We start from the raw sequence: 13,534 nt of genomic DNA, 5'->3' as shown, positions 1-13,534 counted from the left end.
AGCCGTTACACAGAGTTCATCGCGGATTCTGCACCCACTGCCGCAGCAACGGGGCGGCCTCTGCGAAGCTGCGCACTCGGTGATCGGGGCTGCCGGCACCAGCAGCGTGGCGATCGATCAGCACTGTGGTCCCGCCGAGCTCCGCAACTGGTGCGAGATCATTGGCCCAGATGTCACCGATGGATAACACAGGTGATGAGTCACTGATGCCTGTGAGGCTGCGCGCACGGGTCACGGCCGCCGGCATACCGGCGGGCTTCGCGGCATCATTGATCACGGCGTCGAAGGCGGCGGAGAGCCCGAGCGCCTCCAGCCATAGACTGAACCCCTCAGCGGGGGCATTGGTGACCAGGACGACGGCGGCGCTCTGGCGCAGTTCGGCGAGCAGCGACTGCACCCCGGCCGGGGTGTGGACGTCCGTGCGGTGCAGTCCCCCAGCGATCAGCTGAGCCCGGGCGGCGCGGAATGCCGCGGAGCACTCGGCCTCGTCGAGCCCGGCCGCCTGGCCCAGGGCTTGGACGAGCTGGTAGCCGTCCTGCGGGGTGGCCGTTTCGGCAGCACCTCCGGGCACGATGCCGAGGTCATCGGAGTTGAGGTCATTGGAGTTGAGCGCATGGCGGACGTTGTCCCTCAGCGCAGTGCTCTCGCCCCGTGCGCGAAGCCGATCCTCGACGGCGACGGCATAGGCGAGCACCGGATCATCTCCGAGGCAGAGTGTGCCGTCGAAGTCGAAGAGCATGAGCTGGGCGCGCGGATCAGTCACGGGGCTCAGGCTACCGTCCTGCACAGCCAGCACATCTAGGCAGGGCCGAGCAGGCATTCTAGAATCGGCCTGACCGGCGATGCCGCAGACCCGCGGCGGGATTCGGACATGACGTCGCTGAGGAGTCACCATGCCCGAGATATCACGCCACGGCGCACCGATCTGGGTCGACCTGACCGTCCAAGACCTGCCCGCCAGCCAGCGGTTCTACTCGGAGGTCTTCGGCTGGGAATTCCACGACGCCGGCCCCGACTTCGGCCACTACCAGCGCATCACCAAGGACGGCCACCAGGTGGGCGGCATGATGCGCGCGATGACCCAGGACGGCCAGCCCCTCGAGGCTCCCTCCGTGTGGACGGTGTACCTGGAGTCCCAGTCCATCGAAGAGACCGTCCACACCGCCCGGGAGGCGGGAGCCCAGGTGATGGTTCCCGCCATGGCAGTGGGCGAGATGGGAACGATGGCGGTGCTGATCGACCCGGCCGGCGCCGTCGTCGGGGTGTGGCAGCGCGGCACCTTCTCCGGTGTGGATCTGCCGCTGAGCCCCGGGACTCCGGTGTGGTTCGAGTCCATGTCCGTGAACATAGACGCCGCCCTGCCCTTCTACCGGGAGGTCTTCGGCTGGGAGCCGGAGTTCATGGCCGAGGACGGCACCGTCGTCGTCGAACCCCACGACGGCGTGCGCTACCCCTACGTCACCGCGAACATCGACGGGGAGACCGTCGCCGGCCTCTGCGACGCCAGAGAATGGTTCGATCACTCCCAGTGGCGCTGGTACATCGGTGTGGAGGACGCTGACGCCACAGCTGCCGCGATCCTCGCCCGCGGCGGCTCCGTGCTCGACGGTCCGATGGACTCGCCGTTCGGCCGGGTGGCCACCGTCGCCGACCCGGAAGGGGCGTCGTTCCAGATCAACCAGCCGCCCGCCCCGTGAGTGCCGGGTTCAGGAGGCCAGGTGCCGGGGGTAGAGCAGCAGCTTCAGCAGCTCAGTCAGCAGGAACACCGCCGCTCCCGCGCCGACTGTGATCCACAGGTAGTACAGGCTCAATGAGGTGGTGTCGAAGGCCGCGTGCAGCGGCGGCGCGTAGATGAACGCCACCTGCAGCACGGTCAGCACCGCCACCATCACCCAGGCCACACCGTTGCGGAAGAGCACTGAGGGACGCAGGCTCACCCCTTCCAGGGACTTCACGTTGAACAGGTAGAACACCTGGCAGACCACCAGCACTGTGGTCGCCAGCGTCCGGGCAGTCTCGACGTCGTCGCCGACGTCGATGCGCCAGCGGAACACCACCACTGTCACCGCGGCGATCATCAGCGAGACCACCAGAATCTGGGTGATGTGCCGCGCCCCCACGATCCCCCGCGAGGGATCTCTGGGCTGCCGCCGCATGATCCCGTTCTCCGCCGGCTCGAACGCAAAGGCGAAGGCCAAGGTCACCGCGGTGACCATATTGACCCACAGCACCTGCAGCGGTGTCAGCGGCAGTGTCCAGCCGAGCATCACCGCCACCAGCACCACGGCCGCCTGCCCACCGTTGGTCGGCAGCAGGAAGACCAGCGCCTTGCGCAGGTTGTCATAGATGCGCCGGCCCTCCTCCACGGCCGTTTCGATCGTGGTGAAGTTGTCATCAGCCAGGACGATCTCCGCCGAATCCTTGGTCACCTCGGTGCCCTTGACCCCCATCGCGACGCCGACGTCGGCCCGGCGCAGCGCGGGGGAATCGTTGACCCCGTCTCCGGTCATCGCCACCACGTGGCCCTCGGACTGCAGAGCACGGACCAGGCGGAGCTTATGCTCCGGGGAGGTGCGGGCGAAGACGTGGTGATCCTGTGCCAGCCGGCGGAGCTCGTCGTCATCGGCGTCCTCGATCTGATGCCCGGACACCGCGCCGGCGCCGTCGTCGATGCCCATCTGCGAGGCGATGGCCGTGGCCGTGCCCGCGTGGTCGCCGGTGATCATCTTCACCTTGATACCGGCTTCACGGCACACACGCACCGCCTCGATCGCCTCTTCACGGGGCGGGTCCACAATGCCGACGATCCCGACGAACATCAGCTCCTCACCCAGTGACTCGATGCTCAGCGCCTCGGCATCCTCACTGTGCGCCGGGCGCTGAGCGGCGGCGAGCACACGCAGCCCATCAGCCGAGAGCGCCTCGATCCGCCGCTCCCAGTGCGTACGATCCAGGGCCACGGGTTCGCCGTCGGGACCGAGCTGGGTGGCCGCACGGTCAAGCAGGCGGTCCGGTGCGCCCTTGACCAGCACGCGCCGGTGGTGCTGCACGGCCTCGGCACTGTTCTGGTCGGCGCTGCTCTGACCGGCGCTGCTCTGGTCAGCACCGGTGAATTCCGCAGTGACGGCCATGAGCTTGTTCTCGGAGTTGAACGGCAGCGTCGCCAGACGACGCGCCTCCGCATCGTCATAGCCGAGTTTGCCGGCCAAGGACTTCAGCGCGCCTTCGGTCGGTTCACCGCTGATCCCCCATCCGGCCTCGCCGCGGACCAGGTCCGTGTCATTGGCCAAGGACATGATCTCCACGAATCGGCGCAGACCCGAGTGTTCCAGACCCACCGGCGCGCCCTCACCGGTGACCTCGCCCTCAGGCGCATACCCGGCGCCGGAGATCTCGAACTCCTCCTCCGCCACGACGACCCGCTCCGCAGTCATCTCGTTCTTGGTCAGCGTGCCGGTCTTATCCGAGCAGATCGTCGTCACGCTGCCCAAGGTCTGGACCGCCGGCAGGCGGCGAGTGATGGCTTGACGGCGCGCCATCGTCTGCACGCCCAGGGCCAGGGTGATGGTGATCAGCGCGGGAAGCCCTTCAGGGATGGCCGCGACGGCGAACCCGGCGGCGGCCTGCAGCAGCTCAGCCATCGGGGTGCCGTGGACGCTCCAACCGATGAACACCAGCACCACAGTGAGGACGAGCACACCGAGTGAGAGCATCTTCCCGAAGGAGGCGATCTGCCGGGTCAGCGGGGTCTCCAGCGTCTCGACCTCGGACATCATCGTGTTGATCCGGCCGATCTCCGTGTGTTCACCGGTGCCGACCACAACCCCGAGCCCCGTGCCGGAGGTCAGCAGGGTGCTGGAGAAGGCCAGCGAGGTGCGGTCGCCGATGCCGGCGTCGTCCTCGACAGCGGCGGAGGACTTCTCCGCCGGCACGGATTCGCCGGTCAGCGCAGACTCCTCGACCGCGAGATCCGCAGTCTGCAGCAGACGCAGGTCGGCGGGGATGCGGTCTCCGGAGCTCAGCCGGACGATGTCCCCGGGGACCAGAGCCTCGGCGTCGACGGAGGCCCAGGCGCCGTCGCGGCGGACCTCAGCGGTGGGCGAGAGCATCTGGCGGATGCCCTCCAAGGCCCATTCCGCCCGGCCCTCTTGGAGGAAACCGACGAGGGCGTTGATGACCACGACCAGCAGGATGACGATCGTGTCTGCCCAGTGCTGGAGCACCGCGGTCAGCACGGCCGCGCCGAGCAGGACGTAGATGAGAACGTCGTGGAAGTGGCGGACGAAGCGCAGGACGGCGGAGTCACGCTCAGGTTCGGGCAGCCGGTTCGGGCCGAGCCTCTGGTAACGCGAGGTCGCCTCCGCGGTGCTCAGGCCGGTCTCGGCATCGACGTCGAGCCGGGAGAGGACCTCCTCAGCGGCTAGGCTATGCGCGCGCTCCAGCTGTGCCGGGCCTGCCGGCGGGTGCGGCTGGGCTGAAGTGGTCTCTGCGGTGCGAGTCATCGATGCCCCTCGTGACTAGGTGTGGTGCACCTGTCGATCCTATGAACTTCTGGTGACCGGCGGTATCGACTGCGTCACGCCGCTTCACCTGTGCGAGTACCGGTGGAGTGTCGTCGGGATGAGTAAGCGGGATGAGTAAGGGCGGGCGAAGGTGCGCGGGATGCCTGGAAACGGCGGAGCGCCCGAACCCCAGCAGCGGGGATCGGACGCTCCGGAGCAGCCGTGCGCGGAGGCCTCAGCCGATGGTCTTGCCCACCGAGCCCAGACGCTCGCAGGCCTCGACGACGCGCGCCGCCATCCCGGCCTCGGCGGCCTTGCCCCAGACCCGGGGGTCGTAGACCTTCTTATTGCCGACCTCCCCGTCGACCTTCAGCACACCGTCGTAGTTGCTGAACATGTGGTCAGCCACCGGACGGGTGAAGGCGTACTGGGTGTCAGTGTCGATGTTCATCTTGATGACCCCGTAGCTCACCGCGTCAGCGATCTCCTGCTCGGTGGAGCCCGAACCGCCGTGGAAGACGAGGTCGAAGGGACGGTCCTTGCCATACTTGGCACCAGCCTGGTCCTGGATGTCCTTGAGGATCTCCGGGCGCAGCTTCACATTGCCCGGCTTGTACACCCCGTGGACATTGCCGAAGGTCAGTGCCGTCATGTACCGGCCCTTCTCCCCCAGGCCCAGGGCCTCCACCGTGGCGGCGGCGTCGTCGAAGGTGGTGTAGAGCTTGTCATTGATGGCGTTCTCCACGCCGTCCTCTTCACCGCCGACGACGCCGATCTCCACCTCGAGGATCTGCTGCGCCGCAGCGGTGCGCGGCAGCAGCTCCGCAGCGATCCGCAGGTTCTCCTCCAGAGTCTCCGCCGAACCGTCCCACATATGCGAGGAGAAGAACGGGTCACGCCCAGCGGCGACCTCGGCCTCAGAGGCCTCGATCAGCGGAAGCACGAAGCCGTCGAGCTTCTCCTTCGGGCAGTGGTCGGTGTGCAGAGCGATGTTCACCCCGTAGGACTTAGCGACCTCGCGGGCGAAGGCGGCGAAGGCCAGCGAGCCGGTGACCATGTTCTTCACCGTCGGGCCGGACCAGTACTCGGCACCTCCGGTGGAGACCTGGATGATGCCGTCGGATTCCGCCTCGGCGAAGCCGCGGATCGCCGCGTTGAGGGTCTGCGAGCTGGTGACGTTGACCGCGGGGAAGGCGAAGCCCTTCTCCTTGGCGGTGTCGATCATCTCGGTGTACTTGTCCGGTGTTGCGATGGCCACTTCAGGCTCCTTGCCGTCGACTCAGACTGGATTTCGATGTCCGCCTTCAATCCTAACCGCCGCCCGCCGATGCAGTCGTGGGACGGCTCACACCATCCGGCCCGTCGATGAGGGGCGGGTGAACGCGCGGTTGATCAGGGCAGCGGCGGTCACCACGCACGCTGCGGCGATGGGCACGCTGATCGCGCCCGCGCTGCCGAAGCTCTCCGCGATCTGACCGGTGGTCGCGGCGGCGGCCGACTGACCGACGACCACCGCGGTGCTCGCCATCGTCATCACCGTGGCCGAACGTCCCTCAGGGGTGCGGCGGGCCGCGAAGCTGAACACTGTGACGAGCGTGGGGCCGACCCCGATCCCCTGAAGCACCAGCATGGCGATGATGCCGGGCAGCGTCTCCACCACGGAGAGCCCGACGGACCCGATGAGCAGGATCACCGCGAAGACCACCCACCGGTTGCGCAGGGAGAAACGGTCGGGCAGGGCTGCCACGGCGAGCGCGCAGACCGCCGAGCCCACGCCCATCGCCCCGTAGAGCAGCCCGGCGCGCTCGGCGTGACCGGCGTCGCCGAGCACCGCAGTGAGCGAGGTCAGCACCGATCCGAAGACCATCCCCACACCAAGCACTCCGGCGAAGACCACCAGCAGACGCGGGGCGAAGAGCGCGGAGACCGACGAGACGACGGCCTGCTCACCGGTCGAGTTCGGGGTCTGGAACCAACTGGGGTGGACCGCGAACCAGGTGAGGAAGAGCAGCGTCATCACCGCGGCACCGATGATGGGCGCGGCCGGGTGCATGGTGGTGGCCAGCAGGCCGACGATCATCGGCCCGAAGACGAAGGTCAGCTCGTCGGCGGCGGATTCGTAGGCCATCGTGGAGTTCACGCTGCGCACATGCCGGTGCTTCGGCAGCCGGGTGGAGATGATCCCGACCAAGCGGCTGCGGGAGAGCGGCGGCACCTGCGGGGCGGTGGCGCCCACGGCCACACCGGCGGCGAGCACCGCGTCGCTGGGCAGATCGGAGTAGACCACCAGGGTCAGGGCGAGCAGGGTGAGGCTGGAAGCAGCACCGGCGATGAGCAGCACCGGGCGCTGGCCGAAGCGGTCGGCGGCCGCGCCGATCAGCGGTCCGCACACGGCGGTGCCGAGGCCGACCATCGCCGAGGTCAGCCCGCCCAGAGACATCGAGCCGCGGGCGGAGACGACGAGGGTGAGGACGCCGACGACCATCATGGCATAGGGGAACCGGGCGATCAGGGCGACCGGGAAATAGGTCGGACCGGCGACCTGCAGGACCGTGGGGCCGTCGTCCTGCGTGGGGATCCGGGGCTGATCGGGCGTCTGCGGGGCGTGACTCACGGCAGCTCGGCAGCGCTGAGCACCGGGATGACGTGGTGGGCAGGCTCTTCGTACGGGTGAGCGGCGATCATGGCTTCGAGGATGCGGCGGGCATCGCTGCGCGCGGCGATGACCTCGATGCGGTCCTCAGGTACGGTCTCCTCAACGCCGATGCCCCCGATCGTGGGGTTAGCGCCCTCCACCGGGGTGAACCGGCCCTGCCCGGAGGTGGACCAGGAACATCCTCGGTAGTCTCCGATCGCCCCGGCCCCGGCTTCGGCCAGGGCGGCGCGTACGGCCTCGGCATCGGTGTGCGGGACGTAGACGACGATCACGACGAGCTCAGTCTGTGGGGTCATGGCTCCACCGTATCGGTGCTGAGGCACGCTTCTGGACGGAATGCGTGGAGCTTCCGCTATGGATGTAGTTCGGGCTCGTCATATGGCGCAGCCCGAACCACATGTGTAGCGGAACGGTGCGCCTATCGCTCCTGACTCCGCAGCGCTCGGCCTGAGAACGCAGCCTCCACGGCCTCGGCGAAGGCCATCAGCGAGGGGTATTCGGCATCAGGAGTGATCTCGGCCCGCGGGTCCGGGGTCGCGCCCCAGCCGGGGCGGTCGTGGCGGCGGTTGATCCAGACCCCGGGGAGCCCGAACTGCTGGGCCGGGACGTGGTCGTGGAACAGTGACTGGGCGACGTGCAGTAGGCGTCCAGTCATACCCAGCTCCTCCACCCGGGAGTTCAGGGCCTCGAAGTTCGCCGGGTTCGGCTTATAGGAACCGATGTCCTCGGCGGTGAGGATGTCGTCGAACTCCACCTCCAGGCGCTGGTTCGAGTCTGCGAAGCCGTCGCGGTTCACGTTGGAGAGAATGATGAGGCGGTAGTGCCGTTTGAGGACGGTCAGCGCCTCCACGGAGTCGTCGAAGGCCGGCCAGTTCGGCACGGAGGTGCCCAGTTCCTCGGCCTCAGTGTCGGTGACCGGGAATCCGAGGGTCTCACCGGTGCGGCGGAAGGCCTCCCGCAGGGCGTCCGGGTAGAGGATGCGCGGAGTCTCGCGCAGCACGGCGGCCTCGTTCTCCGAGTAGGCGACGAGGACCTGCTCATCGGTCAGGTCAGGGGCGTGCCGACGAGCCCAGGGACCGATGACCGCGGCGATGCCGGCCTCCCAGTCGATAAGCGTGCCATAGCAGTCAAAGCTCAGGGCGTCGTAGTCAGTGAGGGTGAGAGACATGGATCCTCCGATCTGAGACGGCCTCGGATGCCGTCCTCAGATCATCTCCCAACTGACGGTCCCTGTCACTGGTCCGGCCTAAGCTGAGACTATGAGCACCCGCGACGACGCACCCGCCGCGCCCGTGTCCTCCCCCGGTCCAGTTCGCCTGCGCACTGAGGTCCCCCTGCGCTGGGGAGATATGGACGCCTACGGGCATATCAATAATGTGGAGGTCCTGCGCCTGCTGGAGGAGGCCCGGGTCCGCGCCTTCGGATCCCCCGCCTTCACGGGGTCACCTGTGCATGCTCCGGCCGTGCCGCTGTTCAACGATCTGCCGGAGGGCACGCAAGCGCTGGTGGTGGAGCACCGCATCCGGTACCTCGCGGTGCTCCAATACCGCGACGTTCCCGCGACGGTCCTCGTCTGGGTCTCCGCCCTGAAGGGCGCCGGGCTGACCCTCGCCTATGAGATCCTCGACGGCTACGACGGCTCCCGGCGTGTGATCGCCGAAACCCAGCTGGCGTTCTTCCACGCACCGAGCGCTCAGCTCATGCGGCTGAGCTCCGAGCAGCGCCAGGCCCTGGCGGCCCATCGTGGGGAGTCGCCCTTCAGCGCGGGGAGGCACTGATGGAGCGAATCCTGAGAGCCGCACGTCAGTACCCGATGGTGGCGTGGACACTGATAGCAGGTGCTGTCGTACTCGGCCTGCTGGCGATGGGGCTTCCCGCCCCGGCACAGTGGACAGCGACCGGCTATGTCGCCGTGATCGTAGTACTGACGGCGGTCGATATGGTCCGCGACGTCATGCGCGGCCACTGGGGGCTGGACATCCTCGCGGTGATGGCCATGATCGCCACGCTCGCCGTGGGCGAATACCTCGCCTCGCTGATCATCGTGCTCATGCTCTCCGGGGGTGAAGCGCTGGAAGACTTCGCCGCCGGACGAGCCCGCCACGAGCTCACAGCCCTGCTGGATCGATCTCCGCGCCGGGCACATCGGCTGAGCGGAGAAACGGTCGAGGAGATCGACGTCGACGAGTTGCGCGTGGGTGACCTGCTGCTGGTCCGACCCTCCGAGGTGGTACCGGTCGACGGTGAGCTGCAGTATCCGATAGCCCGGCTCGACGAGTCCTCATTGACCGGAGAGAGCCTGCCGGTGGACCACGTCCGTGGTGATGCCATGATGTCTGGTGCGCTCAACGGGGATCTGGCGGTGCGGATGCGGGCCACTGCTGCCGCCGCCGATTCCCAGTACCAGCAGATCGTGTCACTGGTCGCAGGAGCCGCGGCGTCGAAGGCACCGACGGTCCGTCTGGCCGACCGCTTCGCGCTGCCCTTCACCGCAGTATCTGTGGCGATCGCAGGGATCGCATGGTGGCTTTCCGGGGAGGCCGTGCGCTTCGCGGAGGTGCTGGTGCTCGCCACTCCGTGTCCCCTGCTGATCGCCGCCCCGGTGGCGTTCATGGGTGGGATGAGCCGCTCGGCGCAGGCCGGTGTGATCGTCAAGGGCGGAGTCGTGCTGGAATCGTTGGCCAGGCTGCGGGCAGCCGCCTTCGACAAGACGGGGACGCTGAGCCAGGGGCGGCCGGAGCTGGTGGCCATGTATCCGGTCGAGGCGATGGAGGAGGATGAGCTGCTGCACCTGGCCGCCTCGGCCGAGCAGTTCTCCTCCCACGTGCTGGCGTCGAGCATCATGCGCGCCGCCGCGGCACGAGGCATGGAGCCGGCATCCGGGTCCGAGGCCACGGAGACGGCGACCAACGGGGTCCGTGCGATGATCGCGGGCCGTGATGTCCGTGTGGGGAAGCTGAGCTTCATCCAGGAGCTGGACCCTGGGGCACAGTTCCCGGCTCTCTCATTCGGTGAGACAGCCGTGGCAGTGTCAGTGGACGGTACCTTCGCCGGTTCACTGGTGCTGCGCGACGGACTGCGGCCGGAGGCACCGAGCACTGTCAGCACCCTGCGTGCGTCGGGGGTGGAGCAGATCGCCATGCTCACCGGGGACAACGCAGCCACAGCACAGTCTCTGGCTTCAGAGGCCGGGATCCAGGAGGTCCATGCCCAGCTGCTGCCTCAGGACAAGGTCCGCCTGCTCGGCCAGATGCCGCATCCGGTGATGATGGTCGGTGACGGAGTCAACGACGCTCCGGTGCTGGCGGCCGCCGACGTCGGCGTCGCCATGGGTGCCCGGGGTGCGACCGCGGCCTCAGAATCAGCGGATGTGGTGATCCTGCGCGACGACATCGGCCGTGTGGTCGATGCCGTGGACATCGGACGGCATACTGTCCGGGTGGCGATCACGGCGATCTGGATCGGTGTGGTGCTCAGCGTAGGGCTGATGGTGATCGCGGCCTTCGGGCACATCCCCGCGGTGGCAGGGGCGCTGACCCAGGAGCTGGTGGACCTGGCGTGCATCCTCTACGCGTTGCGAGCACGCCGCGGCGGGCGCAGTTCACGGGAATCGGCCGGAGGTGAAGGGGTTCGATAACCGTCGACGGTGATCCCTCAGCTGAGGCCCAGCGCCTGCTGCGAGGACTTCAGCGTGGCGGCCGAGGCCTGCAGCTGCTCGATCTCTGCGTCTGACATGGGAGTGGTGAGCACCGGCTCTGCGCCCGTGGCGGAGACGATGCTCGGCACCGACAGCGCCACACCCTCGATTCCGTGCAGGCCGCTCTGCACGGTGCTGACCGGCAGCACGGCGTGCTGGTCCTGCAGCACCGCCTCGACGATACGCGCCGCGGAGAGGCCGATGGCGTAGTTCGTCGCCCCCTTGCCCTGGATGACCTGGTATGCGGCGTTGCGCACCTCCTCGGTCACCTCATCGAGCTGCTCGGCAGTGAATGCGAGCTCACCATCACGGGTCCAGTCCAGGATGGGCGTGACACCGATGCTGGCGTTGGACCAGAGCGCGAACTCGCTGTCACCGTGCTCACCGACGATGTGCGCGTGCACGCTGGCACGGGCTACCCCGGCACGCTGGGCAAGGAGCCAGCGCAGCCGGGAGGTGTCCAGCACCGTGCCGGAGGAGAAGACTCGCTGGGCGGGCAGTCCGGAGATCTGCTGGGCGGCCACGGTGAGCACATCGCAGGGGTTGGTCACCAGCAGGTAGACGGCCTCCGGGGCGTGGGCGACGAGCTGGGGCATGAGATCACGCAGGATGTCGACGTTCGTGGCGGCGAGATCCAGGCGGGTCTGCCCCGGCCGCTGAGCCGCTCCGGCAGTGATCACCACGATGTCCGCGCCTTCCACGCAGGAGATGTCGTCGCCACCGTCGACGTCGGCGACCCCGGTGAATTGGCTGCCGTGGGCGAGGTCGAGCACTTCGGCGTCGACTTTGGCGGTATTGATGTCGTAGAGGGTGACATGCCGCGCGCTGCCGCGGATCAGCGCTGCGTAGGCCGTTGAGGTGCCGACGGCGCCGGCGCCGATGACTGCAAGTTTCGAATTGCTCTGTGACCTCATATCTCGATCCTCCGCAATGGTCAGACCAGGGGTCAAGGGGTTCGTGACCGGCCTCTCAAGCCAGAACATCCGCGCCAGTCACACCGTACGGGGCCGGTCAGACCGGCCCCGGTCAGTCGCGGATAGTCAGTGCACTACTCCCCCATCGCTGAGCTTCCGCTATGCACGTGCGTCGGGCTGAGATATATGGACAGGACGACGCACATACATAGCGGAAGCTCCGGTCACACTGTCCACGGGGCATCAAATCCGGCCGCAGACAGCGACAGACCCCGTATCGACAGCGTGAGGGGAACGCCGTTGACGTCGATACGGGGTCTGTCTGTATCACTCGCACCTTTGAGGCATTCCCTACTCTAGGGACGTAGGTTGAGTGGGACCCCCAGATAGCCTGGGAGTTCCCTCTGAATCTGAAGCGGCAGGTGCATCCGGGTACCGTCGTGCTATGAAACCGATCCCTCCGTACTGGGCTCAGTATCACGAGACCGTCACCTTCCACGGCGGCACCACCTGGGACATGACAATCACCGGGTCCTCCCTCGTCTCGGAAGAGGATGCGCAGCGCAACGCGCGTGAACGCCTGGCCCGCTTTGTCGCCTCCGGTGGGCCCGACGGCGATACACCGCGCGGCTGGTACTACCCGGACAGACAGCTCCCCGAGGAGCTGCTGGAGGAGATCCGCAGCGAGGACGTCGGACTGGTCGCCGCCATCACCCGTAACCGTTACGGCGCCGCGATCCTCAACACGGACGCTGTACTGATCACCGATGTGGACCTCGCCGTTCCCGCGACTGGCCAGGGTCCGGACACGGGACGTCGGGCACGGCGCAGCGTTGAGAAGGTCAATGCCCGCGGTCACGGTCTACTGGGGTGGCTGTTCCGGCGCAGCACCGCCGCTGAGAAGCTGGGATCGACGAGCCCGACGGACCCGACAGCTGGTGCCACTGCGAGCAGCCCGTCGGATGTCAGCTTTGAGGAGCGCTTGAGCCGGGAGGTCGAGCGGATCACCGGTCTGATCGGACAGTTCGCCGCGCGCAATCCTGAGCTGGGTGTGCGCACCTATCGCACGCGCAATGGTTTTCGAGTGCTGATCACCGGGGCTGAAGCGCCCCCGCGCAGCAACCGTGCCGCACAGATCATGAGGATCTGACCAGCGATGCGCTGTACACGAGGCTGTGCCGGGTGCAGGAGTGCTACCGGGCGCGCCTGACTCCGAAACCGTGGCGGATCGGGATGCGCCAAGTCCACAGCTCCGCCCCGTGGTGGTCTGGGACCGATCTCCAGCGCGACTGGGTGCGCGACTACGAGGCCGCCTCCCAGGGCTATGCGGTGTGCGAACTGGTGAGCACCACCGGTCCCTGGCCGACGCTCGATGAGCAACGTCTGATCGAACTTCACGACCGCGCCACACACTGCACCTCGGGGTTGCCGCTGGCGTGAGCGGCGGGTTCCGGGTGCGGGTCTCGATGCTGGCCATGACAGCATCCTGGGTTCTCCGTGGGGACAGTCCTGGCCAATCTGAGGACAGCCCTCGTCCCGGGGAATTTTATGTGGAGCTAAGGAGAATCGAACTCCTGACCTCGTCGATGCGAACGACGCGCTCTACCAACTGAGCTATAGCCCCGCACGGTCGGCGATCGTCCTCGCCGAACCGTCAGGTGCACCAGCGTAGCGCGTCCACCCGGCACTCGTCAGATCGGCCCCAGGGATCGAGTATCCCTGGCTTTGTGAGGTATCCCGTGGAACATACGGCGGGAGAACTCAC

12 protein-coding genes and 1 tRNA gene are annotated in these 13,534 nt (G+C 67.5%); 5 read left to right on the top strand and 8 right to left on the bottom strand.

The window, feature by feature from the left end:
- Positions 1-16 precede the first annotated feature (16 nt).
- Positions 17-763 (bottom strand): HAD family hydrolase, encoded by a 747-nt coding sequence (locus tag RIL96_RS05255; RefSeq protein WP_310547964.1) that lies wholly within the window; start codon positions 761-763, stop codon positions 17-19.
- A 130-nt stretch (positions 764-893) separates the two neighbouring features.
- On the opposite strand from RIL96_RS05255, the gene RIL96_RS05250 reads away from it, so the two are divergent.
- Entirely contained in the window at positions 894-1,697 is an 804-nt protein-coding gene (locus RIL96_RS05250; RefSeq protein ID WP_310547963.1) for a VOC family protein, read from the top strand.
- Positions 1,698-1,706: 9 nt separating this feature from the next.
- Here the strand turns inward: RIL96_RS05250 and RIL96_RS05245 are convergent, their stop codons facing one another.
- The 5 genes from RIL96_RS05245 to RIL96_RS05225 form a co-directional block, all read right to left on the bottom strand.
- The gene (locus tag RIL96_RS05245) at positions 1,707-4,502 is read right to left on the bottom strand and encodes an HAD-IC family P-type ATPase (RefSeq protein ID WP_310547962.1); all 2,796 of its coding nucleotides are present in this window, start codon (positions 4,500-4,502) and stop codon (positions 1,707-1,709) included.
- Positions 4,503-4,737: 235 nt separating this feature from the next.
- Positions 4,738-5,760 carry a class II fructose-bisphosphate aldolase gene (gene fbaA / locus RIL96_RS05240; protein WP_310547961.1) on the bottom strand — a complete coding sequence of 341 codons (1,023 nt, stop codon included), beginning with the start codon at positions 5,758-5,760 and terminating at the stop codon, positions 4,738-4,740.
- An 87-nt stretch (positions 5,761-5,847) separates the two neighbouring features.
- On the bottom strand, positions 5,848-7,116 hold the full coding sequence (locus tag RIL96_RS05235) for an MFS transporter (RefSeq protein ID WP_310547960.1): 1,269 nt from the start codon (positions 7,114-7,116) through the stop codon (positions 5,848-5,850).
- The gene (locus RIL96_RS05230; RefSeq protein WP_310547959.1) at positions 7,113-7,454 is read right to left on the bottom strand and encodes a YqfO family protein; all 342 of its coding nucleotides are present in this window, start codon (positions 7,452-7,454) and stop codon (positions 7,113-7,115) included. Before RIL96_RS05230 ends, RIL96_RS05235 begins: the two co-directional genes overlap by 4 nt.
- 122 nt (positions 7,455-7,576) lie before the next feature.
- Positions 7,577-8,326 (bottom strand): HAD-IA family hydrolase, encoded by a 750-nt coding sequence (locus tag RIL96_RS05225; protein ID WP_310547958.1) that lies wholly within the window; start codon positions 8,324-8,326, stop codon positions 7,577-7,579.
- Between the two features lie 91 nt (positions 8,327-8,417).
- On the opposite strand from RIL96_RS05225, the gene RIL96_RS05220 reads away from it, so the two are divergent.
- Both RIL96_RS05220 and RIL96_RS05215 read left to right on the top strand, forming a co-directional pair.
- Positions 8,418-8,936, top strand: a complete 519-nt coding sequence (locus tag RIL96_RS05220) for an acyl-CoA thioesterase (protein WP_310547957.1) — start codon at positions 8,418-8,420, stop codon at positions 8,934-8,936.
- Positions 8,936-10,795, top strand: a complete 1,860-nt coding sequence (locus tag RIL96_RS05215; RefSeq protein ID WP_310547956.1) for a heavy metal translocating P-type ATPase — start codon at positions 8,936-8,938, stop codon at positions 10,793-10,795. The genes RIL96_RS05220 and RIL96_RS05215 overlap by 1 nt, the downstream gene beginning before the upstream one ends.
- Positions 10,796-10,812: 17 nt before the next feature.
- Here RIL96_RS05215 and RIL96_RS05210 read toward each other — a convergent pair whose 3' ends face one another.
- The gene (locus RIL96_RS05210; protein WP_310547955.1) at positions 10,813-11,769 is read right to left on the bottom strand and encodes an L-lactate dehydrogenase; all 957 of its coding nucleotides are present in this window, start codon (positions 11,767-11,769) and stop codon (positions 10,813-10,815) included.
- Positions 11,770-12,214: 445 nt separating this feature from the next.
- Here RIL96_RS05210 and RIL96_RS05205 point away from each other — a divergent pair, with 445 nt between their 5' ends.
- Entirely contained in the window at positions 12,215-12,919 is a 705-nt protein-coding gene (locus RIL96_RS05205) for a hypothetical protein (protein WP_310547954.1), read from the top strand.
- A gap of 83 nt (positions 12,920-13,002) precedes the next feature.
- Complete coding sequence (locus RIL96_RS05200; RefSeq protein WP_310547953.1) at positions 13,003-13,209, top strand: hypothetical protein; 207 nt, start codon at positions 13,003-13,005, stop codon at positions 13,207-13,209.
- A gap of 111 nt (positions 13,210-13,320) precedes the next feature.
- Here the strand turns inward: RIL96_RS05200 and RIL96_RS05195 are convergent.
- Positions 13,321-13,393 (bottom strand) — tRNA-Ala (locus RIL96_RS05195).
- Positions 13,394-13,534: the final 141 nt, after the last annotated feature.

The organism is Nesterenkonia aerolata (assembly GCF_031470965.1).
Classification (GTDB): Bacteria; Actinomycetota; Actinomycetes; order Actinomycetales; family Micrococcaceae; genus Nesterenkonia; species Nesterenkonia aerolata.
Note: the sequence above shows the minus strand (reverse complement) of the source record. Positions and strands in the feature narration are given on the sequence as shown.